21 protein-coding genes are annotated in these 24,939 nt (G+C 75.1%); 10 read left to right on the plus strand and 11 right to left on the minus strand.

From position 1 onward, the window contains the following. Window positions 1–7 precede the first annotated feature (7 nt). Entirely contained in the window at window positions 8–1,645 is a 1,638-nt protein-coding gene (gene crtI / locus KK617_RS06205) for a phytoene desaturase family protein (RefSeq protein ID WP_277498790.1), read from the minus strand. Continuing rightward, a complete protein-coding gene (locus KK617_RS06210) occupies window positions 1,642–2,568 on the minus strand; it encodes a squalene/phytoene synthase family protein (RefSeq protein WP_277498793.1) in 927 nt (308 codons plus the stop codon). Before KK617_RS06210 ends, crtI begins: the two co-directional genes overlap by 4 nt. A 330-nt stretch (window positions 2,569–2,898) precedes the next feature. Between KK617_RS06210 and idi the strand changes: the two genes are divergently transcribed. Further along, window positions 2,899–3,501, plus strand: a complete 603-nt coding sequence (idi, locus tag KK617_RS06215) for an isopentenyl-diphosphate Delta-isomerase (RefSeq protein ID WP_277498794.1) — start codon at window positions 2,899–2,901, stop codon at window positions 3,499–3,501. 6 nt (window positions 3,502–3,507) lie between these two features. Here the strand turns inward: idi and KK617_RS06220 are convergent, their stop codons facing one another. Then, window positions 3,508–4,143, minus strand: coding sequence for a response regulator transcription factor (locus KK617_RS06220; RefSeq protein ID WP_277498867.1), 636 nt, complete (start codon window positions 4,141–4,143; stop codon window positions 3,508–3,510). 19 nt (window positions 4,144–4,162) lie between these two features. Continuing rightward, window positions 4,163–5,536, minus strand: coding sequence for a sensor domain-containing protein (locus KK617_RS06225; RefSeq protein WP_277498796.1), 1,374 nt, complete (start codon window positions 5,534–5,536; stop codon window positions 4,163–4,165). Window positions 5,537–5,642: 106 nt separating this feature from the next. Between KK617_RS06225 and KK617_RS06230 the strand changes: the two genes are divergently transcribed. From KK617_RS06230 to purM, 7 genes are all read left to right on the plus strand, one after another. Next, the gene (locus KK617_RS06230; RefSeq protein ID WP_277498799.1) at window positions 5,643–7,010 is read left to right on the plus strand and encodes a dipeptidase; all 1,368 of its coding nucleotides are present in this window, start codon (window positions 5,643–5,645) and stop codon (window positions 7,008–7,010) included. Between the two features lie 34 nt (window positions 7,011–7,044). Further along, complete coding sequence (locus tag KK617_RS06235) at window positions 7,045–8,235, plus strand: helix-turn-helix domain-containing protein (protein WP_277498801.1); 1,191 nt, start codon at window positions 7,045–7,047, stop codon at window positions 8,233–8,235. A gap of 60 nt (window positions 8,236–8,295) precedes the next feature. Beyond that, entirely contained in the window at window positions 8,296–8,760 is a 465-nt protein-coding gene (locus KK617_RS06240) for a hypothetical protein (RefSeq protein ID WP_277498802.1), read from the plus strand. 238 nt (window positions 8,761–8,998) lie between these two features. Continuing rightward, complete coding sequence (locus tag KK617_RS06245; RefSeq protein WP_277498804.1) at window positions 8,999–11,287, plus strand: molybdopterin cofactor-binding domain-containing protein; 2,289 nt, start codon at window positions 8,999–9,001, stop codon at window positions 11,285–11,287. Window positions 11,288–11,372: 85 nt separating this feature from the next. After that, on the plus strand, window positions 11,373–11,849 hold the full coding sequence (locus KK617_RS06250; protein WP_277498808.1) for a (2Fe-2S)-binding protein: 477 nt from the start codon (window positions 11,373–11,375) through the stop codon (window positions 11,847–11,849). Window positions 11,850–11,907: 58 nt separating this feature from the next. Further along, on the plus strand, window positions 11,908–13,509 hold the full coding sequence (gene purF / locus KK617_RS06255) for an amidophosphoribosyltransferase (RefSeq protein WP_277498809.1): 1,602 nt from the start codon (window positions 11,908–11,910) through the stop codon (window positions 13,507–13,509). 72 nt (window positions 13,510–13,581) lie between these two features. Beyond that, window positions 13,582–14,658, plus strand: a complete 1,077-nt coding sequence (gene purM, locus KK617_RS06260) for a phosphoribosylformylglycinamidine cyclo-ligase (protein ID WP_277498811.1) — start codon at window positions 13,582–13,584, stop codon at window positions 14,656–14,658. A gap of 91 nt (window positions 14,659–14,749) precedes the next feature. Here purM and KK617_RS06265 read toward each other — a convergent pair whose 3' ends face one another. Beyond that, window positions 14,750–16,927, minus strand: a complete 2,178-nt coding sequence (locus KK617_RS06265) for a transglycosylase domain-containing protein (protein ID WP_277498812.1) — start codon at window positions 16,925–16,927, stop codon at window positions 14,750–14,752. Between the two features lie 255 nt (window positions 16,928–17,182). Between KK617_RS06265 and KK617_RS06270 the strand changes: the two genes are divergently transcribed. Next, window positions 17,183–17,464, plus strand: coding sequence for a WhiB family transcriptional regulator (locus tag KK617_RS06270; protein WP_277498813.1), 282 nt, complete (start codon window positions 17,183–17,185; stop codon window positions 17,462–17,464). A 24-nt stretch (window positions 17,465–17,488) separates the two neighbouring features. Here the strand turns inward: KK617_RS06270 and KK617_RS06275 are convergent, their stop codons facing one another. Together KK617_RS06275 and KK617_RS06280 are read right to left on the minus strand one after the other, a co-directional pair. After that, the gene (locus KK617_RS06275) at window positions 17,489–18,733 is read right to left on the minus strand and encodes an ArsA-related P-loop ATPase (RefSeq protein ID WP_277498814.1); all 1,245 of its coding nucleotides are present in this window, start codon (window positions 18,731–18,733) and stop codon (window positions 17,489–17,491) included. Window positions 18,734–18,755: 22 nt separating this feature from the next. Beyond that, a complete protein-coding gene (locus KK617_RS06280) occupies window positions 18,756–19,820 on the minus strand; it encodes an ArsA-related P-loop ATPase (protein ID WP_277498815.1) in 1,065 nt (354 codons plus the stop codon). Window positions 19,821–19,874: 54 nt separating this feature from the next. Here KK617_RS06280 and KK617_RS06285 point away from each other — a divergent pair, with 54 nt between their 5' ends. Further along, window positions 19,875–20,180 carry a YciI family protein gene (locus KK617_RS06285; protein WP_277498817.1) on the plus strand — a complete coding sequence of 102 codons (306 nt, stop codon included), beginning with the start codon at window positions 19,875–19,877 and terminating at the stop codon, window positions 20,178–20,180. Window positions 20,181–20,309: 129 nt separating this feature from the next. On the opposite strand, the gene KK617_RS06290 is transcribed toward KK617_RS06285, so the two are convergent. From KK617_RS06290 to KK617_RS06305, 4 genes are all read right to left on the minus strand, one after another. Then, window positions 20,310–22,871, minus strand: a complete 2,562-nt coding sequence (locus tag KK617_RS06290) for an FtsX-like permease family protein (protein WP_277498818.1) — start codon at window positions 22,869–22,871, stop codon at window positions 20,310–20,312. Further along, entirely contained in the window at window positions 22,868–23,674 is an 807-nt protein-coding gene (locus KK617_RS06295) for an ABC transporter ATP-binding protein (protein ID WP_277498820.1), read from the minus strand. The genes KK617_RS06290 and KK617_RS06295 overlap by 4 nt, the downstream gene beginning before the upstream one ends. Before the next feature lie 153 nt (window positions 23,675–23,827). Then, window positions 23,828–24,553 (minus strand): response regulator transcription factor, encoded by a 726-nt coding sequence (locus KK617_RS06300; protein WP_277498823.1) that lies wholly within the window; start codon window positions 24,551–24,553, stop codon window positions 23,828–23,830. Next, window positions 24,550–24,849 carry an ATP-binding protein gene (locus KK617_RS06305; protein WP_277498825.1) on the minus strand — a complete coding sequence of 100 codons (300 nt, stop codon included), beginning with the start codon at window positions 24,847–24,849 and terminating at the stop codon, window positions 24,550–24,552. Before KK617_RS06305 ends, KK617_RS06300 begins: the two co-directional genes overlap by 4 nt. Between the last annotated feature and the right edge of the window lie 90 nt (window positions 24,850–24,939).

Genomic DNA, 24,939 nt, shown 5'->3' on the forward strand with positions numbered 1-24,939 from the left:
GCGGGCCTCAGACCCGGTCGTCGACACGGGGCGCGGGCGCATGCTCGGGCGCCGGTCCGGGCTCGGGCGAGCGCCCGACGGAGCGGTCGCCGCGCAGGCGCTTGAGCACCAGCTCGGCGCTGATGACGCACATCGGCAGACCGATGCCCGGCACCGTGCTGTGGCCGGCGTAGTAGAGCCCCTCCACCTTGCGCGAGCGGTTGCCCGCCCGGAAGAACGCGCTCTGGCGCAGCGTGTGGGCGGGGCCCAGCGCGCCGCCGGACCACGCGTTGACGTCGGCGACGAAGTCCGCCGGGCCGACGGTGCGCCGCACGACGACCCGCTCGGCGAGGTCGGGCACGCCCGCCCACTCCGCGACCAGGGCGATCGCCCGGTCCGCGGTCGCCTCGATCTCCGGGTCGCCCGCCCCGTCGAGGCCGCCACGCCCGAGCCCCGGGTCCGGCGGCACGGGCACGAGGACGAACACGTTCTCGTGCCCCTCGGGCGCCACCGCGTCGTCGGTCGCCGACGGCTTGCAGACGTAGATCGAGGCCGGCGTCGGCACCCGCGTCGGCTGCTCGAAGATCGCGTCGAAGTTGCTCTTCCAGTCCTCGGTGAAGAACAGGGAGTGGTGGGCGAGCTCGGGCAGCTCGCCGCGCACGCCGAGGTAGACGAGCACCGCGCCCGGCCCCGAGACCGCCTTGTCCCAGAACGCCTGCGGGAACGTCTGCAGGTCGCGCGGCAGCAGCGTGGTCTCGACGTGGTGCAGGTCGGTCGCGCTGACGACCACGTCGGCGGGCAGCACGTGCTCCTCGCCGTCGGCGTCGCGCAGCCGCACCCCGGTCACCTCGGCCCGGCGTCGGTCGAGGGGTGAGCCGGTACGCCGGGGCGCGGTCAGCACCTGCGTCACGGTCGCCCCCGTGCGCAGGCGCGCGCCGCGCTCGCGGGCGAGCCGGGCGAGCACCTCGACGAACCGGGTGAACCCGCCGTCGGGGTAGCGCACGCCGTCGGCCAGGTCGAGCCAGCTCATGAGGTGGTACATCGCGGGGGTGCGCTCGGGCGACGAGCCGAGGAACACGGCGGGGTAGCCGAGCACCTGCTGCAGCCGGCGGTCGGAGAACCGGGAGGCGACGTGGCTCTGCAGGCTGCGCGTCAGCAGCCCGGCGAGTCGCGGACCGTGGGCGAGCACGGCAGGTGCGGCGTACGCGCCCGGGGTGTCGAAGCTCGTGTAGAGGAACCGCTCCACGGCCATCTCGTAGGTCTCGCGGGCCGTGGCGAGGTACGCCGCCAGCTCGTCGCCGGCGCCCTCCTCGATGCCCTCGAAGATCGCGCGGTTCCGCTCCTCGTCGGCGGCGACGTCGACGCTGGCGGTCTCGCCCTCGAAGAAGACGCGGTAGCCCGGGTCGAGGCGCACGAGGTCGAGCTGCTCCTCGGTCGTGGTGCCCAGCAGGCGGAAGAAGTGGTCGAACACCTCGGGCATGAGCCACCAGGAGGGGCCGGTGTCGAAGCGGAAGCCGTCGGCCTCCCACGAGCCGGCGCGGCCGCCGAGCTCGGCGTTCTTCTCCACGAGCTCGACGTCGTGGCCGTCGGCGGCCAGCAGCGCGGCGGTCGCGAGACCGGCGACGCCGCCGCCCACGACGACGACGCGGCGGGGGGCGGCGCTCACGAGGCGACGGCGGGGGTCACGGGCGTGCGGGGGCGCCCGGCGCGCACCACGGCGGCCGCGGCGAGCCGGGCCTTCACGGGCGCGGGGACGCGCACGCGCTGGTGGCGCAGCGCCGCGGCGGGGGTGCGACGCAGGCGGGCCGACAGCTCGGCGAACAGGTCGTGGGCGGTGCACACCGCGACGCGGCTGCTGCGGGGCAGGGCCGGCACGACGGCCGCGGCGGCGGCCAGGTCGGCGTCGATGTCGTCGAGCCACCGGTCGCGGTCGGCGTCGGTCGGGCGGTCGGGGTCGAGACCCACGAGGTAGCGCCGGCCGAGGTCGTCGTTGTCCTCGCCCAGGTCGCGCAGGAAGTTGATCTTCTGGAAGGCCGCGCCGAGCCGCTGCGCGCCGGGGGCGAGGTCGTCGTACCGGGCCAGGCGGTGCGGGTCCTCGGCCAGGAAGGCCCGCAGGCACATGAGGCCCACGACCTCGGCGGAGCCGTGGACGTAGACGGCCAGGCTGGCCTCGTCGTGCTCGGTGCGGTCGAGGTCGGTGCGCATCGAGGCGAAGAACGGGGTGGTCAGCGACGCGTCGATGCCGCAGCGGCGCGCGGAGCGGGCGAACGCGTGGACCACGAGGTTGCTGCTCGCGCCCGAGGCGAGCGCGGTGTGCAGCTCCTCCTCGAGGGTGTCGAGGGCGGCGCGCTGCTGGTCGGCGTCCTGGTCCGGGCGGGGGGCGTCGACGATCTCGTCGGCCACGCGCACGAGGGCGTAGACGTTGCGGACGTCGCTGCGCACCGGCTCGGCGAGCAGGCGGGACGCCAGGCCGAAGGAGGAGGAGTAGGAGGAGATGACGAGCGACGCGCTCGCGTCGGCCACCTCGTCGTACTGCAGGTGGGGACGGGGCACCGTCCCCCGCCGCGGTCCCTGCAACCAGGCGCTCATCGCTCTCCTCTCGTCCTCACCGTGGCGCGGACGCGGCCGGGTGGCGGGTCACCTGCCCCGACCACCGGTCCGGTGCGCCCGCCCTGGCAGTCTGCGGGACGGGTGGTAGCGGGAGGGGTGCGAGGCGCCGGCTGCGGCGTCGTCCGGCGATCAGGCAGCCGTGGGCGAGACGGACGGCGAAGCGCCCGGCCGACAGCACGGGCAGGGCCGCCGCGGCTCCCGCGACGAGGCGGGGGCTGGGGCGCGGGGACGGTTCCACGATGGCCGGTACCCCCGCGTCCTCGCCCGCATGCGACGGACCGGGCTGGGTGCGCCTGGTTCGATGGCGGGGTGCCTGCGCCCGTCCCTGCGCCCGTCCCTGCGCCCGTCCCCGCGTCGTCCACCTCCGCCGCCGATCCGGCCGAGGAGGACCTCGTCGTCCTCGTCGACGACGACGGCACGCCCCGCGGCACGGCGCCCCGCGTCGGTGTGCACGGGCCGGACACGCCGCTGCACCTGGCCTTCTCCTGCCACCTGATCGACCGCGACGGCCGCCTGCTGATGACGCGGCGGGCGCTGGTCAAGCGCACGTGGCCGGGCGTGTGGACGAACTCCTACTGCGGCCACCCGCGGCCGGGCGAGGAGATGACCGAGGCGGTGCGCCGCTACGGGCGGCGCGAGCTCGGCGTCGACGTGCACGACGTGCGCAGCCTGCTGCCCGACTTCCGCTACCGCGCCGTCGACGCGAGCGGCGTCGTGGAGAACGAGATCTGTCCCGTCTTCGTCGCGCGCACCGACGACGTGCTGCGCCCCGACCCGGACGAGGTGGCCGAGCACGCGTGGGCCCGCGTCGAGGACGTGTGGGCGACCGTCGAGCGCACGCCGTGGGCGCTCAGCCCCTGGTTCGTCGAGCAGGTCGCGGCGCTGGGCGCCGACCCCGCGGCGTACCGCTGAACCTGCTCAGCGCAGGAACGCCAGCACGGCCTTGACCCGCCGGTGCTGGCCGTCGTCGGCGTGCAGGTCGAGCTTGGCGAAGATCCGTTGCGTGTGCTTCTCCACCCCGCCCTCGCTGACGCCCAGGCGCTCGGCGACCGCGGCGTTCGAGAGGCCCTCGGCCATCGCCGCGAGCACCTCCCGCTCGCGCGGGGTGAGCGCCGCGAGCGGGTCGCGGCGCCGGCGCATCAGCTGGCCGACGACGAGCGGGTCGAGCACGGTGCCGCCGGCGGCGACGGTGCGCAGCGCGTCGAGGAACGAGCCGAGCTCGCTCACCCGGTCCTTGAGCAGGTAGCCCACGCCGCCCTCGCCGGCGGCCAGCAGCTCGTCGGCGTAGGACACCTCGACGTACTGGCTGAGCACGAGGATCCGAGCGTCCGGACGCTGCCGGCGCACCTCGACCGCGGCCCGCAGCCCCTCGTCGGTGTGGGACGGGGGCATGCGGACGTCGACGAGGGCGAGGTCGGGGGAGTGCGCGAGCACGGCGGCGACGAGGCCCGGGCCGTCGCCCGCGGTCGCGACCACGGTGTGGCCCGCGTCGGCGAGGATCAGCTGCAGTCCCTCGCGCAGCAGCACGGAGTCGTCGGCGACGACGACCCGCAGGCCGCCGCGCCCGGTCGGGTCACCCACGCAGCGGCACCTCCACCCGCAGGATCGTCGGGCCGCCCGCGGGCGAGTCCAGCACCAGGGTGCCGCCGAGGCCCCGCACGCGCTGCTCGAGCCCGGCCAGGCAGGAGCCCTTGCCGAGGTGCGCGCCGCCGACGCCGTCGTCCGCGACCTGCACCCGGACGGCCTCGCCGTCGGCGGTCGGCACCGTGAGCACGTCGACGGCGACCACGCCGGCGCCGCTGTGCTTCGCGACGTTCGTCATCTGCTCGGCCACCACGAAGTAGACGGCGGTCTCGACGTGCGGCGGCAGGCCGTGGGCCAGCGCGGGCTCGACGACGAGGTCGACGTGCTCCTCGGCGCGGGCGACGAGCTCCTCCAGCGCGGGGCCGAGGCCCCGGTCCATGAGCAGCGGCGGCGCGATGCCCCGGGAGAGGGCCCGCAGCTCGTCGATCGCGTCTCGCGCCTGCTGGTACGCCGCGTCGAGGGCGTCGCGGGCCCGCTCCGGGTCCTGGTCGAGCTGGTGGCGCGCGCGGCCGAGGTCCATGGCGAGGCGCACGAGCCGCTGCTGGGGGCCGTCGTGGATGTCGCGCTCGAGGCGGCGCAGGGAGCGCGCCTCGGCGTCGCGGGCGGCGTCGCGCCCGCCGGTCGCGCGGCGTACCTCGGCCTGGAGGCTGGCGCGGCTCGACAGCAGCACCTCGGCGAGCCCGGCGTGGGCGGCCACGGCGATGCGCACGACCCACGGCAGCAGCAGCAGGGCGACGACGCCCAGCACGGTGGTGAGCACGATCTCGGGCCCGCGGCCCGCACCCATCCCCAGCAGCTCGGCGAGCGTGTCGCCCTCGGTGTCGGGGAGCCAGCGCTGCCAGAACCCGTAGGTCAGCCCGCCGATCGTGGCGGCCCACCAGCCGACCGTGACGGCGGCGAGCGCCACGGCGGTGACCGACGAGACCAGCGCCCACGTCACGTCGAGCCACGACTGCGGGTCGCGGAGCACGGTCAGCACCCGCCGCAGCCACCCGGCGTCCTCCCGCGCCCGGGCGTAGGTCGGGGAGGGGGCCCGGCGACTGAGCGCCGTGCGCATCCGCACCCGCTCGACGTGGGCGAGCCCCCGGGCCAGCAGCACGGCGCCGGCCAGGACGGGCAGCCCGACGACGAGCCACGACAGGGAGACGCCGACGACGACGCCGGCCAGCACGAGCGTGAACGTGACGACCGCGAGCGGCAGGGCGGACACGGCGTACCCGGTCTCGGCGGCCAGCCGGGCGGCCAGGCCGCGGCGGGGCTCAGCCGCGCCACCCGCCGGACCCATCGGCCCCGCGGGTGCCGACGCCCCGGGGAGGGCGGCGTCGGGCGGTACGGCGAGGGGCACGTCGAGAGTCTGGGTCATGACGACGACGCTAGGGAAACGCCGTCCCGCCCGGCAGCCGGTGAGCCGGACGGTCCGGTGTCGGGCCAGCCCGACACCGCGTGCGCCCCTGGCTAGGGTCGGACGCATGGCTGACCTCACCACCGACGACCTCCGCGGCCGGGTGGCCGCCGTGCTGCCCGGCGTGCGCCGTGACCTCGAGGCGCTGGTGCGCATCGAGTCGGTGAGCGCCGACCCGGCCCGGGCGGGCGAGGTACGGCGCAGCGCCGAGGCCGTGGCCGCGCTCCTGGAGGCCGAGGGTCTCGACACCCGCATCGTCAGCGCCGAGGGCGGGGCCCCCGCCGTCATCGCGACCCGCCCCGCGCCCGCGGGCGCGCCCACGGTGCTGCTCTACGCCCACCACGACGTGCAGCCCGAGGGCGACCACGCCGACTGGGCGACGCCGCCCTTCGAGGCCACCGAGGCCGACTCGCCCGGTGGCCGGCGCCTCTTCGGTCGCGGCGCGGCCGACGACAAGGCCGGCGTCGTGGCCCACCTCGGCGCCCTGCGTGCGCTCGGCGACGACCTGGGCGTCGGCGTGACGGTGTTCGTCGAGGGCGAGGAGGAGGTCGGCTCCGACACGCTCCCGGCCCTGCTCGCCGAGCACGCCGAGACGCTGCGGGCCGACGTCATCGTCATCGCCGACTCGACCAACTGGGACATCGGCGTGCCCGCCCTCACCACGAGCCTGCGCGGGCTCGTGCGCGTCGACGTCGAGGTGCGCACGCTGACGCACGCGGTGCACTCCGGCATGTGGGGCGGCCTCGTCCCCGACGCGATCACGACGCTGGCGCGCCTGCTCGCCACCCTCCACGACGACGCCGGCGACGTGGCCGTCGCCGGCCTGCACGCCGGCCCGGCCGCCGACGTCGACTACCCCGAGGAGCGGCTGCGCGCCGAGTCGGGAGTCGCCGACGGCGTCGCGTTCGTCGGCACCGGGTCCGCGGTCGAGCGGCTGTGGACCAAGCCGTCCCTCAGCGTCACCGGCCTCGACGCCCCGAAGGTCGACGGCGCCTCGAACACCCTCGTCCCGGCCGCCCGCGCGAAGCTCTCGATGCGCATCGCCCCCGGCGACACGGCCGAGAGCGCGCTGGCCGCCCTGCGCGCCCACCTCGAGGCGCACGTGCCGTGGGGCGCGCAGCTCTCCGTCACCGTCGTCGACACCGGCGAGGCGACGCAGATCGACGCGACCGGGCCGGTGTACGACGTCGCCCGCGCCGCGTTCGCCGAGGCGTGGGACGGCACGGTGCCCGTCGACATGGGGGTCGGCGGCTCGATCCCGTTCATCGCGGAGTTCCTCGAGGCGTTCCCCGACGCCACCGTCCTCGTCACCGGCGTCGAGGACCCCGACACCCGCGCCCACGGACCGAACGAGGGCCTGCACCTCGCGGAGTTCGAGCGGGTGCTGCTCGCCGAGACGCTCCTGCTGGCCCGCCTGGCCGAGCGGGGGGCCTGAGGGCGGGTCGGGGGCCGGCCGGCGGGAGCCGCTCGTGCGCGCGACGACCGCGACGTTCCTCGAGCGTCACCGCGCTCAGCGGGTCGGCGTGCTCGCCGAGGCCCTGCTCGCCGTCATCCGGGCCGAGAACGCGGGGTACGCCGACGTGCCCGTCCTCGCCGACGACGACCTGCGGCGCTCCTGCCTCGACAACGTCGCCCGCGTGCTCGAGCTGCTGGAGGCCGAGCTCGACCCGGCGCGCGCCGGGGGCCCCGACCGGTACGACGCGGCCCGCGCCACCGGGCACCGGCGCGCCGAGCAGGGCCTGCCGCTCGACGACGTGCTGCGCTCGTTCCGCATGGGCGGGCGGCTGATCTGGGAGGACCTCCTCGACCACGCCGGCGACACCCTCGACGCCCACGACGTGCGGGAGATCGGCACGTCGCTGTGGGCGGTCGTGGACCGCACGTCGGCGGCTGTCGCGGCGGCGTACCACGAGACCGAGGCCGGGGCGCTGCGCGCGCACGAGCAGCGCCGTACCGCCCTGTGGGAGGACCTGCTCGCCGGGCGCGGCACCGACCCCGTGTTCGCCGCCGAGGCGGGTCGCCTGCTCGACCTCCACCCGGGCGCCCCGTGCGTCGTCGTGGTCGCCCACGGCGACACCCCGTCGGCCGCGGCGCGCAGCGCGGAGGCGAACCTGCGGGCGGCGGGCTACCGCTCGAGCTGGGTACGGCGCGCCGTCGGCCTCGTGGGCCTCGTCGAGGCCGGCTCGCTCGTCGCCCCCGACCTCTCGGCGGGCCTGCGCGCGCTGGTGGGCGGCCCGGTGGGCACCTCGGGGGTGGCCGTCGGGTTCGCCCAGGTGGAGGAGGCCTTCCGCCACGCGCTGGCGGCGCAGCGCATCGCCGCCAGCCGCGGCGTGCCGACGGTGGCGTTCGACGACGCCCTGCCCGACGCGCTCGTGCTGGCCTCGCCCGACATCGCCGCCCGCCTGGTGGAGCACTGGCTCGGCCCGCTGCTCGACCTGCCCGGGGACGAGGGCCGGGCGCTGGTGGAGACGCTCGAGGCGTGGGTGCGCCTCGGCGGGTCGACGACCGCCACCGCGCAGGCGCTGCCGTGCCACCGCAACACGGTGCTCAACCGGCTGCGCCGCGTCCGGCAGGTCACGGGCGGCCGGGTGGGCGCGGCGACGCCCCCGGTCGAGCTGTCGCTCGCGCTCGCGGCGTACCGGCTCGGGGGCGCGGGCTGAGGCGTCGCTGAGCATCCGTGCTCATGGCCGACGGGGCGGTCGAGGAGGACCGTTCGACCCGTGACCTCGGCCCGGACGCCCCCTTCCTCGGATCGCGCGGCGCGGGTCCTCCTCCTCGCCCGGGCCCGGTTGCTGGGGCGCTGGCTCGTCGTCTCGGCCGGTGTGGACGCGCTGGCCCTCGCGTGGGGCCTGCAGATGTACCTGTTCCCAGGACCGCACGCGGTGGTGGGCAACGTCCTCGCCGGGATGTTCCTCGCGGCAGCGGGCCTGGTGTGGGGGGTGCTCCACCTGGCGCTCGCCGGCTGGGTGGCGTGGGGGCGTGGTCACCTGCGCAGCGGCGGCACCCACCGACTCCTGGTGGCGGGGGCCTGGGCGAGCGTTCTCGTCGCAGGAGGATCGACGGTCGTCCTCCTCCCGTTGGCCCTCTCGCCCGACATAGAGGTGCTCCTGGTGGCGGCACCGGCACTCCTGTCCTGTATCGCCGTACTCAGGACCGGCCTGGTCGTGGGGGGCGGCCCTCGCTGAGGCCGCTCTCCGGGGAGTGCCGGTGTGCAGACTGCCCAGTGATCGGCGTCACATCGTGGGCGCGCCCGGGTTGGGACCGACCGCTCGGGATGCGAGCGTTGGCGGCGGGAGGGAGTGACCGCACCGGCCTCGGCCGGCTGACACTCCGGAGGACGCAGTGGCTCGACCGACGACCGACCAGACGCACGACGCAGCAGGGGAGGCAGCAGGGGAGGGGACCAGCGCCGGGGGTGACGGCGTGCGCCGCCGGACGTTCCTGGGCTTCGTGCTCAGCGGCTCGACGCTGGTGGCCGCGGCTCCGCTCGGTGTGGGCGCCGCCCCGGCGAGCGCCGACGGCATCCCCACGGTGCCGCAGCCACCGGAGATCCTCGACCTCAACGACTTCCTCACCCTCGCGGGCGCGTCGACGAGCAACCTGATCTCCATCACGATCAACGCCGACGGCACGGCCTCGTTCGCCCTGCCCCGTGCCGAGGTCGGCCAGGGCATCACGACGTCGACGGCGATGATCATCGCCGAGGAGCTCGACCTGCCCGTCGACAAGGTCGAGGTCACCCTCGCCCCCGCGCGCCCCGAGCTGCTGCTCAACCAGCTCACGGGCGGCTCCAACACGACGATCTCGACGTACACCCCCATCCGGGTCGCCGCCGCCGTCGCCCGGCGCGCGCTCCTGGAGGCGGCGTCGGTGCAGCTCGGGGACGCCGTCGACCAGCTGGTGGTGAAGCTGGGCGGCGTCATCGAGGCCCCCGACGGGCGCCGGGTCACGTACGGCGAGCTGGCCGGCCCGGCTGCCGCTGCCCAGAGCCGCGGCGTGGAGGTCGAGCTCGCCGAGCGCACCTCCCACCCCGTGATCGGCCGCCCGCAGAACCGCATCGACGCCCTCGATGCCGTCACGGGCCGCAAGCAGTTCACCACCGACCTGCAGGTGCCGGACGCGCTGCCGACCATGGTCTGCCGCGCCCCGAATCTCAACGGCCGCGCCCTGCGGGTGCACAACGTGGCCGAGGTGGAGCGGATGCCGGGCGTCACCCACGTCGCGCTCATGGACTTCGGCGTCGCCGTGCGCGCCCGCACGTTCGGGCAGTGCATCGACGCCGTGCGCGCGGTGCGCGCGGACTGGGACCCGGGCACCGTCACGGGCGAGTCCGACGAGACCGTCCTCGCCCGCCTGCAGCGCGACCAGCTGCCCCTGCCGTCGCTGCCCAGCCTGCCGCTGCTGCGCACCGTCAACGCCGACGTCACGTTCTACTTCCGCAGCAACTCGGCGATGGACACCAACTCGGCCATCGCCGACGTGCGGGCCGACGAGGCCGAGATCTGGTCGGGACTGAAGTCCCCGGTCATCGCCCAGGAGCAGATCGCCGCCGCCATCGGCCTGCCGGTGTCCAAGGTGCGGGTCAACGTCACGCAGAGCGGCGGGTCGTTCGGCCGCCGCCTGTTCTTCGACGGCGCCATGGAGGCCGCGCTCATCAGCAAGGCGATGGGCGTGCCCGTGAAGCTGATGTGGCACCGCGCCGACGACGCGCGCGCCGGGCGCACCCACCCCATGTGCACCTCGAAGATCCGCGCCGCCCACGTGGGCGGCCAGGTCGTCGCCTTCCAGCAGTCGCACGCCAGCGTCGAGACGGACTTCCGCCACGGCCTGGGCGAGGCCATCACGGGCTTCGCCGCCGACCTGCCGGCGGGCCTGGGCAACCTGGGCTTCGCCGAGACCGTCTTCACCTTGACCCAGGAGATGCCCTACAACTTCGGCGCGGTTCTGCAGACGCTCACCGAGTCCGACGGCCGGTTCAACACCGGCAGCATGCGCAACATCTACTCGCCCGACGTGCGCGCCGCCTCCGAGCTCGTCGTCGACCGGCTGGCGGCCGACATGCGCCGCGACCCCTACCAGTTCCGCCGGGCCTTCTCCCGCAACGCCCGCGTGACCGCCGTGCTCGACCGGGTCGCGCAGGCCGGGCGCTGGGGGCGGGCGATGGAGCCGGGCACCGCCCAGGGCATCGCCATCCACAAGGAGTACAAGGGCGCGTCGGCCTGCCTCGTCGAGATCGACTGCCGCCCGGCCACCGTGGGCCGCCAGGTCCGCGACGCGGTCACCGGCCCCCGCGTCACCAAGGTGGTCTTCGCCATCGACGTCGGCCTGGCGATCAACCCGCGCGGCCTCGAGGCGCAGATGCAGGGCGGCATCAACGACGGCATCGCCCTCGCCCTGACCTCCAGCCTCCACCTGCGTGATGGCCACTTCCTCGAGGCCAGCTGGGACAACTACTTCTACACGCGGCAGTGGAACACCCCGCCCGAGGTCGAGGTGCACGTCATGCCGTCGAACAGCCCGCAGCCGGGCGGCGCGGGCGAGGCCGGGGTCGCGGCCACGTTCGCCGCCGTCGCCTGCGCCTACGCTCGGGCCACGGGCACGATGCCGACCCACTTCCCGGTCAACCACCTCGACGACCTGGCCTTCGAGCCCAAGTCGTTCGAGCCGCCGGTCCCGGCCTCGCCGACCAACGGCCTGCGCCTCACCTACTGACCCGCCCGTCGCCCCGACGTACCCGACCCACGCACCCGCCCGTCTGCCCGCCCGCCCCACCGGCACTGCCCCCGAGGAGCCTCCCGTGCCCCGTCAGACCTTCCGCCTCAACGGCGAGACCGTCAGCGTCGACGTCGAGGACGACGTCCGCCTCCTGTGGGTCCTGCGCGACCTGCTGGGCGTCGTCGGCCCCAAGTACGGCTGCGGCATCAACGTCTGCAAGGCGTGCACGTCGCACGTCAACGGCCGCGCCTTCAACCCGTGCGCCGTCCCCGTCGGCGACCTCGGGCCCGACGACGAGGTCACCACCATCGAGGGCCTGCCCGCCACCGTCGGCGCGGAGCTCCACCCCATGCAGGAGGCGTGGCTGGAGCGCGACGTCGCCCAGTGCGGCTACTGCCAGCCCGGGCAGATCATGGCCGCGGTCGCGCTGGTGAGGAAGGTGCAGCGCGAGGGACGGGCCATCAGCGACGCGGACCTCGACGGCATCCGCAACATCTGCCGCTGCGGGACCTACACCCGCATCCGCGAGGCCGTCCGGGCGGGCGAGCGCCGGATGTGACCCGTCCGGGTACGGCGCGACGTCGCCCGGCGGGCGGGGCGCGCCGTACCATGGCCGGGTGGCCAACTCCGTGAGCACACGCAAGGGCGGTGACGGTCGACTGACCGCCGCACTCGACCCCCAGGACCAGGGCCCGCAGGACGCCTGCGGCGTCTTCGGGGTGTGGGCGCCGGGCGAGGACGTGGCGAAGCTGACCTACTACGGCCTCTACGCGCTGCAGCACCGCGGCCAGGAGTCGGCGGGCATCGCGGTGAGCAACGGGCGCCAGATCCTCGTCTACAAGGACATGGGGCTCGTCTCGCAGGTCTTCGACGAGTCGACGCTGGACGCGCTGCAGGGCCACGTCGCGATCGGCCACTCGCGCTACTCCACCACCGGCGCGAGCACGTGGCACAACGCGCAGCCGACCTTCCACCCGACGGCGCACGGCTCGATCGCGCTGGCCCACAACGGCAACCTGATCAACACCGCCGAGCTGGCCGAGATGGTCCGCGACCGCAGCGTCCTCGACGGCGAGCTCGACCTCAAGGTCCACCGCCCCGAGCAGAACTCGACGAACGACACGAGCGTCGTCACCGCCCTGCTCGCCGACCACCCCGACACCACCGTCGAGGAGCGCGCGGTCGAGCTGCTGCCCCAGGTGCGCGGTGCCTTCTCGTTCGTGTGGATGACCGAGGACACGCTGTACGCCGCGCGCGACCCCCAGGGCATCCGCCCGCTGGTGCTCGGCCGCCTCGAGCGCGGCTGGGTCGTCGCGTCGGAGACCGCGGCGCTCGACATCGTCGGCGCGTCCTTCATCCGCGAGATCGAGCCGGGCGAGCTCGTCGCCGTCGACGCCGACGGCCTGCGCAGCCGCACCTTCGCGGAGCCCGCGCCGAAGCACTGCCTCTTCGAGTTCGTCTACCTCGCCCGCCCCGACACGGTGATGACGGGCAAGCGGATGCACAGCGTGCGCGTCGAGATCGGCCGCCGCCTCGCGAAGACGTTCCCCGTCGACGCCGACCTCGTCATCCCCGTCCCCGAGTCCGGCACCCCCGCCGCGATCGGGTACGCCGAGGCGTCCGGCATCCCGTACGGCACCGGTCTGGTCAAGAACTCCTACGTCGGGCGCACCTTCATCCAGCCGTCGCAGACGATCCGCCAGCTCGGCATCCGCCTGAAGCTGAACCCGCTGCGCGACGTCATCGAGGGCAAGAAGCTCGTCGTCGTCGACGACTCGATCGTGCGCGGCAACACGCAGCGCGCGCTCGTACGCATGCTCCGCGAGGCGGGCGCCCGCGAGGTGCACGTGCGGATCTCCTCGCCGCCGGTGAAGTGGCCCTGCTTCTACGGAATCGACTTCGCGACCCGCGCCGAGCTCATCGGCAACGGCCTGACCGTCGACGAGATCTGCCGCTCGATCGACGCGGACTCGCTCGGCTACATCGACCTGGACGACCTCATCGACGCCACGGCGGTGCCGAAGGACGACCTGTGCCGGGCCTGCTTCGACGGGGTCTACCCCATCGACCTGCCCGACTCCACCCACCTGGGCAAGGACGTCCTGGAGATCCAGCGCTCCGCGCCGAGCTCGCCGCCGGTCGCGACGACGACCGACGTCGACGGCCTCGCCGCCTCCCTCGCCGGGGGCGGCGCCGCCGACGCGCTGCGCCGGCCCTGACCGTCGTACCCGGCGCCCGACCCACTCCCGCACCACCTGCACTCCCGCACCCGGCCCCCAGGAGCAGCTGACGTGACCGACCCCGCCGAGAACGCGTACGCCGCCGCCGGCGTCTCCATCGAGGCGGCCGACCGCGCCATCGACCTCATGAAGGGCTGGGTGGAGAAGTCCCGGCGGCCCGAGATCATCGGGGGGCTCGGCGGCTTCGCCGGGCTGTTCGACGCGAGCGCGCTCAAGGCCTACGACCGCCCCGTGCTGGCCACGTCGACCGACGGGGTGGGCACCAAGGTGGCCATCGCCCAGGCGATGGACAAGCACGACACCATCGGCTTCGACCTCGTCGGCATGGTCGTCGACGACCTCGTCGTCTGCGGCGCCGAGCCGCTGTTCATGACCGACTACATCGCCACCGGCCGCGTCGTGCCGGAGCGCATCGCGGCGATCGTCAAGGGCATCGCCGAGGCGTGCGTCGAGGCCGGCTGCTCGCTGGTCGGCGGGGAGATCGCGGAGCACCCGGGCCTGCTGGGCCCCGACGACTACGACGTCGCGGGCGCCACCACCGGCGTCGTCGAGGCGGAGCAGATGCTCGGGCCCGGCCGCGTGCGCCCCGGTGACGTCGTCATCGCGATGGCCTCGAGCGGGCTGCACTCCAACGGCTACTCCCTCGTGCGCCACGTGCTCCTCGCCGGCGCCGGGTGGGAGCTCGACCGCCAGGTCGAGGAGCTGGGCGGCACGCTCGGCGCCGAGCTGCTGACGCCGACGAGGATCTACACCAAGCCCGCCCTCGCGCTGGCCCGCGGCACCGCGACCCACGCCATGGCCCACGTGACCGGCGGCGGCCTCGCGGCGAACCTCGAGCGGGTCATGCCGGCCGAGCTGACCGCGACCATCGACCGCGGCACCTGGACCCCGCAGCCCGTCTTCGACCTGGTGCGCCGCGTGGGCGACCTGCCCCAGGCCGACGTCGAGGCGACGCTCAACTGCGGCGTCGGGATGGTGGCGCTCACCGACCCCGGCTCGGTCGACACCGCCCTGCGACTGCTCGCCGAGCACGGCGTGGAGGCCTGGGTGGCCGGCGAGGTCCGCGCCCTGGCCGACGGCGACGTCGGCGGCTCGGTGAACCTCACGGGCCAGCACGCGGGCTGGTGAGGTCCGCCCCGCGAGGGGCCGACGGACGACGAGGCGCCCGCCCCCCGAGGGGGACGGGCGCCTCGTGTCGTCGTACGGGCGTCAGCCGGGGTCAGTCGTCGTCCCCGCTGATGCGGGTGGTGGCGCGACCGCCGAGACCGACGGAGCCCTGGGGGTCCGGCGGGCCGACGGCCTCGCGCAGGGCCGAGGCGCTGTACGGCGTGAAGTCGTCGCCGGGCAGCTCGTCGCGGATCCCGCGCATCGCGTCGCCCCAGATGGGGGCGACGAACCGGGAGGCCGAGACGTTGCCGAACCGGCGCCCGCCGACGCGCTGACCCTCGAGCGAGATCGGGGTGCCGACCTCGTTGGCGCCGGCGATCATCGCCACCGTCGCCAGGTTGGGCGTGTAGCCCGCGAACCAGACCGAGCGTGCGTTCTGCGTGGTGCCGGTCTTGCCCGCGTCGTCGATGCCCAGGCTCTGCGCGGCGGCGAAGCCGCCCGGGGCCAGCACGCCCGACAGGATCTCGTTGACGGCGTCCGCGACCTCGGGCGTGAGCACCTGGTCGCAGGTCGGGTCGTAGGTCTTGACGACGTTGCCGCCCGAGTCGGAGATCTGCACGACCGGCAGGGCGTCGCAGTGGACGCCGCGGCCGGCGAAGGTCGCGTAGGCCTCGGCCATCTCGACGGGGCTGACGTCCGCGACGCCGAGCACGAAGGACGGCACCCGCTCGGCCAGGCGGCCCGGCTGCTCCTCGCCCGTGGGGTTGTCGAGCTCGACGCCCATGGCGCGGGCGAGCTCGAACGGCTGGCACAGGCCCGTGCGCTGCGTGAGCTGGGCGTAGAACGTGTTGACCGAGAGCCGGGTCCCGGTCGTCATCGTCATGTAGCCCGAGTCGGTGGAGTTCGACGGCTCCCACGCGGTCGAACCGCCGTAGGGCTCGCCGTCGCAGTCGCGGAACGTGGACTCGCGGACGGCGATCTGCTCGGGGGAGCTGATGCCCCACGAGACCGGGATGCCCTGCTCGAGCGCGGCCGCGAGCACGAAGGTCTTGAACGTGGAGCCGGCCTGGAAGCCGTTGGAGTCGCCGAGCCGCTCGGGCACCGTGTAGTTGAGGTAGGTCTGGCCCGCCTCCATGTTCGTGCCCATGGGGCGCGACTGCGCCAGGCCCCGGACGTAGCCCGTGCCCGGCTCCACCATGGCGAGCCCGCCGATGGCGTTGTCGGTCGGGTCGACCGCGTCGGCGACCGCCTCGTCGGCGGAGGCCTGGTAGGTCTGGATGAGCGGCGTCCGGATCGTCAGGCCGCCCTCGTAGAGCAGCGAGCGGCGCGCGTCCTCGCTCTCGCCCAGGGACGGGTCGGCCAGCAGGTAGCGCAGCACGTAGTCGCAGTAGAACGGGGCGACCGACGACACGCAGCCGTTGGACGGCGCGCGGACGTTGAGGCCCAGGTCGGTGGAGCGGGCCGCCTGCTGGTCCTCGTCGGTCACGACGTTCAGCTGGGCCATGCGGTCGATGACCACGTTGCGCCGCTGCAGCGCGCGGTCGGGGTTGACCGTCGGGTCGAGGCCGACGGGGTTCTGCACGAGGCCGGCGAGCAGGGCGGCCTGGGGCAGCGTCAGGTCCGCCGCACTCGTGCCGAAGTAGGTGCGGGCCGCGGACTGGATGCCGTAGGCGCCGTTGCCGAAGTAGGCGAGGTTGAGGTACCGCTCCAGGATCCAGTCCTTGGAGTAGGTGTTCTCGATCGCGATGGCGTAGCGCAGCTCCTGGATCTTGCGGCTGAACGTCTCCTCCGTCGCCTCGGCGCGGGCCTGCTCGTCGTCGCCGGCCTGCTGCACCAGTGTCAGCTTCACCATCTGCTGGGTGATCGAGGAGCCACCCTGCACGACGCCGCTGTTGGCCTGGTTGACGATGAGCGCGCGCAGGGTGCCCTGCAGGTCCAGCGCCCCGTGCTCGTAGAACCGGTAGTCCTCGATCGACACGATGGCCTGGCGCATGAACGGGCTGACCTGGGTCAGCGGCACGTTGACGCGGTTCTCGTCGAAGATCGTCGCGATCACGTTGTCGTTCGCGTCGAGGATCCGGCTGCGCTGCGGCAGGGCCTGCGTCTCGAGCTCGGCCGGCAGCTCCTTGACGCTCTCGGAGACGTTGCGGGCCGAGATGCCGGCCATGCCCGCGAAGGGCAGGGCGAGGCCGGAGACGACGACGCCCAGCACGACGGAGGCCGCGAGCATCACCAGGAGGTGCTTCACGACGCGTCCCGCCGTGAGACGCTCGGGTGCGGAGGGGGACATGGTCCCCAAGGGTACGGGACCGCCCCGGGGTCGGGGCCTTTCCCGACCCGTCCCGCACGCCGGCCCCGCGCCCCGTCCCGGTCCCGGTCACGGGACCACCCGGGACCAACGGCCTAGTCCCTTCCGACTACCACGGTTGACGCAAATGGGTCTGCCGCGGACCTCGCGACTTCTTTACCTTGGTCCCGTTGGGTTGGAGAGCCGGGTGCGGGGCGTGGGGCCGTGCACCGGGCGTGAACGGGGTGGGGACGTCACATGTGGGTCGAGGAGTGGACGACGAAGGCCGTGTGCCGACAGGCGCAGCCGGACGAGCTCTTCGTGCGGGGGGCCGAGCAGAACCGCGTCAAGCAGCTGTGCCAGGGCTGCCCCGTGCGCACCGAGTGCCTCGCGGAGGCGCTCGACAACCAGATCGAGTGGGGGGTGTGGGGCGGCATGACCGAGCGTGAGCGCCGCGCCCTGCTGCGTCGTCGCCCGGCCGCGTCGTGGCGCGACGTGCTGGAGTCGGCGCGCAACGAGCACACCACCGCCGCGGTCTGAGCGTCCCGGGCCTCGCCGTCCCGCTCAGCCGGGGGCGAGCAGCTCGCCGACGCGCCGCAGGCCGTCCAGGTCGTGCACGTCGCTGGCCAGTGCGGGCACGACCGCCGTCGGCACCTCCGGGTGCGTGGCCGCGAACCGGGCCCGCAGCGCCGCCTCGCGCTCCGTGATGCGGACGTGGTCGGCGTGCAGCCGCAGCAGGCCCTCGGTCAGCTCGGGGTCGTGCAACCCGGCGTCGTCGCGGCGGCGCTCCAGGCGCTGCGCAGCCGCCAGCGCCTCCTCGGCGCTGAGCTCCACCGGTGGGTGCGGGTGCGCCCGGTTGACGACGAGCCCGGCGAGCGGCATGCGGTCGTCGGCCAGCCGCTCGACGAAGTACGCCGCCTCGCGCAGCGCGTCCCGCTCCGGCGCGGCGACGACGACGAACGCCGTACGGGAGTCCTGCAGCAGCGAGTAGGTCTGCTGCGCGCGCTGCTGGAAGCCGCCGAAGACGGTGTCGAACGCGGCGACGAACGTCTGCAGGTCGGTGAGGACCTGGGCGCCGAGCACCTTGGTCAGCGCGTTGGTGATGAGCCCGAAGCCCATGCTCATCACGCGGGCCGGACCCTTGGCAGGTGCCAGCAGCAGCTTGATGAACCGCCCGTCGAGGAAGCTGGAGAGCCGCTCCGGGGCGTCGAGGAAGTCGAGCGCCGAACGCGAGGGCGGGGTGTCGACGACGATGAGGTCGTAGGTGCCGTCCGCCTCCGCCTGCCGGTGGATCTGGCCCAGCTTCTCCATGGCCATGTACTCCTGCGTGCCCGCGAACGAGCTCGACAGGGCGACGTAGAACGGGTTCTCCAGGATGGCCCGCGCCTTCTCCGGGCTGGCCTGGCTCTCGACGACCTCGTCGAAGGTCGACTTCATGTCGAGCATCATCGCGTCGAGGCTGCCGCCCGCCGAGGTGTCGAGACCGGTGACGGGGCGGGGGGTGTTGTCGAGCTCCTCGATGCCCATCGACTGCGCGAGGCGGCGGGCCGGGTCGATCGTCAGCACGACCACCTTCCGGCCGCGCTCGGCGGCGCGCATCGCCAGCGCCGCCGCCGTCGTCGTCTTGCCCACGCCTCCGGAGCCGCAGCACACGACGATCCCGGTGCCCCGGTCGTCGAGGAGCGCGTCGAGGTCGAGGTACGGCGCGGGGCCCTCGGTGCCGGCCAGCGGGCCCACGCGGTGGCTGCTGCGACGGTGGGTCGCCGACCGCGCGGCCGCGCTGCCGGGGTCGGTGCTGCTGACCGTCATGCGTCCTCCCTCGTCACGTGCCTCATGCCATGCCCTGGCGCCGCAGGTGGGCGGCGAGCTCGTAGAGACCGCCGAGGTCGACGCCGCCGGCGAGGCGGGGCAGCTCGTAGGTGGGCACGTCGTACCCGGCCACGAGGGCCCGCTGCGAGTCCTCCAGCGCCCGGCGCTCGGCGTGGTCGCGGCCCTGGGCCAGCAGGTGCTCGGCCAGGGCGCCCAGGTCGTCGGGGGAGCCCTCGAGGCCGGCGGCGGCCAGGTCGCCCGCGAGCGCGGCGGGGTCGGCGGTGCCCGCGATGACCTGGGCGAGGTCCTCGGCGTCGAGCTCGTCCGGGCGGGTCAGGTTGACGACGACGCCGCCCACGGGCAGGCCGGTGCGGCGCAGGTCGGCGATGCCGTCGGCCGTCTCCTGCACGGGCATCTCCTCGAGCACCGTCACGAAGTGCACCGCGGTGCGCGAGGAGCGGAACAGCGTCATCATCAGGTCGGCCTGCGACTTGATGGGACCCACCTTGGCCAGGCCGGCGAGCTCGTCGGAGACGTTGAGGAACTGGGTGATGCGGCCCGTCGGCGGGGCGTCGAGGACGACCGCGTCGTACTGGCGGGCGCCCTTGCCGCGGCGCCCCGGCTTCGCCGCCTCGAAGACCTTGCCGGTGAGGAGCACGTCCCGCACGCCCGGAGCGATCGTGGTCGCGAACTCGATGACGCCGAACTTGTCGAGGGCGCGGCCGGCGCGACCGAGGCGGTAGTACATCGCCAGGTAGTCGAGCAGCGCCGACTCGGCGTCGATGTGGAGGGCGTGCACCGTGCCCGCCGGGCCCCGGGGCGAGCCGTCCGGGGCGGTGGCACCGGGCGTGGCCGGCAGCCCCTTCGCGATCTGGCGCTCCTCGTAGGGCAGCGGGTCGACGTCGAACATCCGGGCGATGCCCTGGCGGCCCTCGACCTCGCAGAGCAGGACGCTGCGACCGGTGGAGGCCAGCGCGAGCGCGAGCGCCGCGGCGACCGTGGACTTGCCCGTGCCGCCCTTGCCCGTGACCACGTGGAGCTGCACGTCGCGCCAGTGGGTGGCGTCGGGGACCGTGGCGGGGGGCACCTCGCGATCCTAGCCACGGGGCGGGTGGCGGGTCCGGCGTGTGAGGATCGAGCCATGTCGACCTCGATCTACGCCGTCACCTACGCCTACTCCGACGACGTCACGCTGCGCGACGAGCACCGCGCCGCCCACCGGGAGTACCTCGCGGGCCTCGCCGACGAGGGCCGCATGGTCGTCTCCGGCCCGTGGGGCGCGGACGAGGCCCCCGGCGCCCTGCTGCTCTTCCGCGGCGGCTCCGCCGACGAGGTGCGCGCGATGACCGCCGAGGACCCCTTCGTCACGATCGGCGTCGTCGTCGAGCAGACCGTCCGTGCCTGGGAGCCCGTGCTCGGCCCCGGCAAGGACGCCTTCGCCGGCTGAGCCTCCGCCCACGGGACGCCGTAGTCCCTGACGAAACCGTCGCGACACGCCGGTCGGGACGTCGGGAACGTCAGGGACTACGTCGGGCCCCGCCCCGGGTGGGGTACGGCGAGACGCGGGGCCCGCGCCTCAGTCCGCCGTCAGCCCCGCCGCGGGGCTGATGCGTGCGGCCCGGCGGGCGGGCAGTACGCAGGCGACGAGCCCGGCCAGGGCGGCGACGGCGACGACGGCCGCGAGCTGGCCCCAGGGCAGCACGAGCGCGGCGTCGCCGATGGCCGGCTGCACCATGACGCGCACGCCGATCACCGCGAAGAACACCCCGACGGCCGTGCCGAGCAGCGTCGCCACCACCGAGAGCAGCACCCCCTCCGCGGCGAGCGTGCGCCGCAGCTGCCGGCGCGTCAGGCCGAGCGCCCGCAGCAGCGCGTTCTCCCGGGCCCGCTCCAGCACCGACAGGCCGAGCGTGCTGCCGATGCCGACGAGCGCGATGAGCACGCCGATGCCCAGCAGGCCCACGACCGCCATCACCACGACGTCGAGCTGGGTGTCGACCCAGTCCCGCTGCTGCACGAGCGGGGTGACGCCGGCCCCGCTGCCGCTGGCGGCGGCCTCCAGGTCGGCGACGAGGTCGTCGACGTCGGCGCCGTCGTCGGCGCGCAACCACACGGCGTACGGCTCCGTGTCGTCCCCGACCAGCGCCTGGAGCGTCGCCGGAGAGACGAGGGCCGCCGAGCCCCACCCGCTGTCGACCAGCCGCGGCGTGAGCGTGCGGGTGCCGGCGGCCGTCGTCACCTCGACCCGCTCGGGCACGCCCGCGGTGCCGACGACGTCGTAGGGCACCGCGATCTCGTCGTCCGCCGGGGCGGCGATGGTGCGGTCCCCGCGGACGACCTCGTCGAGGGACCCGTCGGCGTCCTCGGCGGCGGCCGGTGCCGCGAGCGGGAGGGTGTCGCTGGACCAGACCTCCTCCGGGGGCAGGCCGCCGGTGTCGGTGCCCGCGGCGGGGGCGACCGCGGCGAGGCCGCCGGGCACGACGAGCGCCGCGTCGACGCCGCGCACCTCGGCGAGCCGGTCCGCGAGGTCGGCGTCGAGCGGGCCGGCGTCGGCGGCGACCGTGACGTCGACCGGGAACTGCTGGTCCAGCTCGACCGCCGTCGCCGACCGGGCACTCGCCATCCCCGTCAGCACGGCGGTGGTGAGCGTGACCCCGATGAGCAGGGAGGCGGTGGTGGCCGCCGTACGACGGGGGTTGCGCACCGCGTTGTCGCCCGCGATGCGGGCGGCGGGGCCGGTACGCCGGACCGCGAGCCCCACGAGCCGCAGCAGCGCCGGCACGACGACGGGCCCGAGCAGCACGACGCCGGCGAAGAACGCGGTGCCGCCGGCGACCATGACGAGCAGGTTCGCCGTGGCGACCGCCAGGGCGAGTCCCACGCCGCCCGCGACGAGCACGAGCCCGCCGAGCGCGATCCGGGCCCGGCCCGCGGTCGTGCGCACCGACGGCGCGGCCTCGGGGCGCAGGGCCGCCAGCGGGCTCACCCGCGTCGCGGTGCGGGTGGGCAGCCACGCGGCGACCACCGTGGTGACGACGCCGCCGAGGAACGCCGCGCCCCACCACAGGGGCGAGGGCCGGACAGCGCCCAGCGGGAAGTCGACGCTCGCCCGCAGCAGCGCGACGCCGCCGTACCCCAGGGCCGCGCCCAGCGCGAGGCCGGTCAGCGAGGCCAGGAGACCGACCACGAGGGCCTCGAGGCGGATCGCCCGGCGCACCTGCCGGCGGGTGGCGCCGACGCAGCGCAGCAGCGCGAGGTCGCGCAGGCGCTGGGCGAAGAGGATGGAGAAGGTGTTGGCGATGACCATCACCGACACGACCGCCGCGATGGCGGCGAAGAGCAGCACGAGCATCGCCATGACGTCGACCTGCTGGTTGGCCTGCTGCAGCCGGTCGTCCGCGACCTCGGCCGGGGTGAACGTCTCGAGCAGGCCGGTGGTCTCGACGTCGGCGTCGACGCTGCCCGACCCGTCGTCGCCCAGCGCCGCGATCGCGTCGGCGGCCGCGTCGACGTCGCCACCGGGGGCGACGGCGTACGTGACCGTCTCGGCCCACCAGCCCTCGAGGGTGCGCATCGTCGCGAACGGCACCCACAGGGCGCTGGAGGCCAGGCGGGTGCCGTCGGCGAGACCGACCACGGTGAGGGTGGTCGCGCCCTCCCCGCTGCCGACGACGAGCTCGTCGCCGACGGCGACGTCGCGGGCCCGGGCCTGCGAGGCGCTGACGACGGCCTCGTCGGGCGCCTCGGCACCGCGGCCCTCGACGACGTCCTGCCAGACCAGGGACGGGTCGTCGGCCCAGGTGCCGATCTCGGCGTCGGTGGCGACGGTCGAGCCGTCGGCGCGCTCGACCGTCAGCCAGGTCTGGGCCAGCGGCACGGCGGCGTCGCCCCGCTCCTCGGCCAGGTCGACGACGGCCTCGACGCCGGTGTTGTTCGGCCACCCGTCCAGCCCGCCACCGGTGACGACGAGGTCGCCCTTCTCGTAGGGCTTGCCGACCTCGCCGGTCAGCCCGCCGCGGGCCGAGGAGGCGAGGGCGTCGGTGACGACCACGAACGCGACCGCGATCGCCACGGCGAGGACGGCGGCGACGTAGCGGCGGGTGTGGGTGCGCAGCGACGCGAGCAGCACCGTCCTCATCGGGTGCCCCCGGCGGTGCGGGCCCCGGCGCCGGGACGCAGGGTGGCGAGGAGCTGCTCGGGGGTGGGGTCGACGAGGTGGGCGCGCACGGCGCCGTCGGCGAGCACGACGACGTCGTCGGCGTACGCCGCGGCGTCGAGCTCGTGGGTCACCATGACGACGGTCTGGCCGAGCTCGCGCACGCAGCGGCGCAGGAAGCCGAGCACCTCGGCGGAGGTGTCGGAGTCGAGGTTGCCGGTCGGCTCGTCGGCGAAGACGATCTCGGGCCGGGCGACGAGGGCACGGGCGATCGCGACGCGCTGCTGCTGGCCGCCGGAGAGCTCGCCGGGCCGGTGGCCGACCCGGTCGGTGAGGCCCAGGGTGGCGACGACCTCGTCGTAGCGGGCCCGCACCGTGGCGTCGACGCGGCGCCCGGCCAGCTCGAAGGGCAGCAGGATGTTCTGCCCCGCCGTCAGCATCGGCAGCAGGTTGAACGCCTGGAACACGAAGCCGACGTGGTCGCGGCGGAAGCGGGTGAGGGCGTCGTCGTCGAGCCCCTCGAGCCGCTTGCCGGCGATGCTGACCGTGCCCGACGTCGGCTGGTCGAGGCCGGCGAGGCAGTGCATGAGGGTCGACTTGCCGGAGCCGGACGTGCCCATGACGGCGGTGAAGCGACCGGCCGGGAGGTCGAGGTCGACGCCGCGGAGGGCGTGCACCTCGGCGTCGCCGCGGCCGTAGGTCTTCGTCAGGCCGCGGGCGCTGGCGGCCGGCGCGGGGCCGCTCGGCGCGGGGTGGACCAGGTCGGTGAAGGGTGTCGTGGACATGACCAGGACGCTAGGTACGGCGGGGCCCCCGGGTCGTCCGGCGACCGGTGGATCCTGCGGCGGGCGGGGCTGCCGCCGTACGCCGGGGGGTGGACGCCCCCGTGGCCGGCCGTCCCCCCCCGGGGGATGACGGCCCCGGTCCGGGCGCGGCGCTCAGCCCGCGGAGACGACGCCGGTCTCGTAGGCGAGGACGACGAGCTGCACGCGGTCGCGGGAGCCGGTCTTGGCCAGCAGGCGGCTGACGTGGGTCTTCACGGTGGCCTCGCCGACGAAGAGCGCGGTCGCGATCTCGCCGTTGGACAGGCCGCGGCCCACGAGCTCCAGCACCTCGGCCTCGCGGTCGGTGAGGTTCGCGAGCCTCGGGTCGGGTACGGCGTCCCCCGCCGCGGGCGGGCCCGCCGCCGTCGCACCCGGGCCGGCCCCGTCGGGCAGCGTCGCGGCGAAGTGGTCGAGCAGCCGGCGGGTCGTCGACGGCGCGACGACGGCGTCGCCGGCGTGCACCCGCCGGACGGCCTCGAGCAGCTCGGGCGGGGTCGCGTCCTTGAGGAGGAACGCCGAGGCACCGGCCTTGAGGGCGGCGAAGGCGTACTCGTCGAGGTCGAACGTGGTGAGCACGATGACGCGCGGGACCGGTCGTCCGGCGGCGGCCTCGGCGGCCAGCCGGCGGGTGGCGTCGACGCCGTCCATCCGGGGCATCCGCACGTCCATGAGCACGACGTCGGCGGTGACGGCGCCCAGGCGGCGCAGCGCCTCCTCACCGTCGCCGGCCTCGCCGACGACGGTCAGGTCGTCCTGGCTCTCCACCAGCATGCGGAAGCCGGCCCGCACCATCTGCTGGTCGTCGACGAGGAAGACGCGGATCGGCTCGGTGACGCTCACACGGGGATCCTCGCACCGACCTCGAACCCGCCGCCGGGCCGCGGGCCGGCGGTGACGCTGCCACCGGCCGCGCGCACCCGCTCGCGCATCCCCACGAGTCCGAGGCCGCCCGACGGGGCGTCGCGGCCCGGGGTCGCAGCGGCACCGCGTCCGTCGTCGGTGACCCGCACGACGACCTCCCCCGGTGCCTCGGCGACGACGACCTCCACGGTGTCCACGGGGCCGGCGTGCCGCCGTACGTTCGTGAGGGCCTCCTGCACGACGCGGTAGACGACGAGGGCCGTCCCGTCGGGCACGGCGGGGGCCGGGTCGGGAAGGCTCGCGATGATCGGCAGGCCGTCGGCGGCGGCCTGGTCGAGGAGGTGGGGCAGGTCCGCCAGGCCGGG

It is taken from the genome of Nocardioides sp. ChNu-99, assembly GCF_029493445.1.
In the GTDB taxonomy this organism is placed as follows: Bacteria; Actinomycetota; Actinomycetes; order Propionibacteriales; family Nocardioidaceae; genus Nocardioides.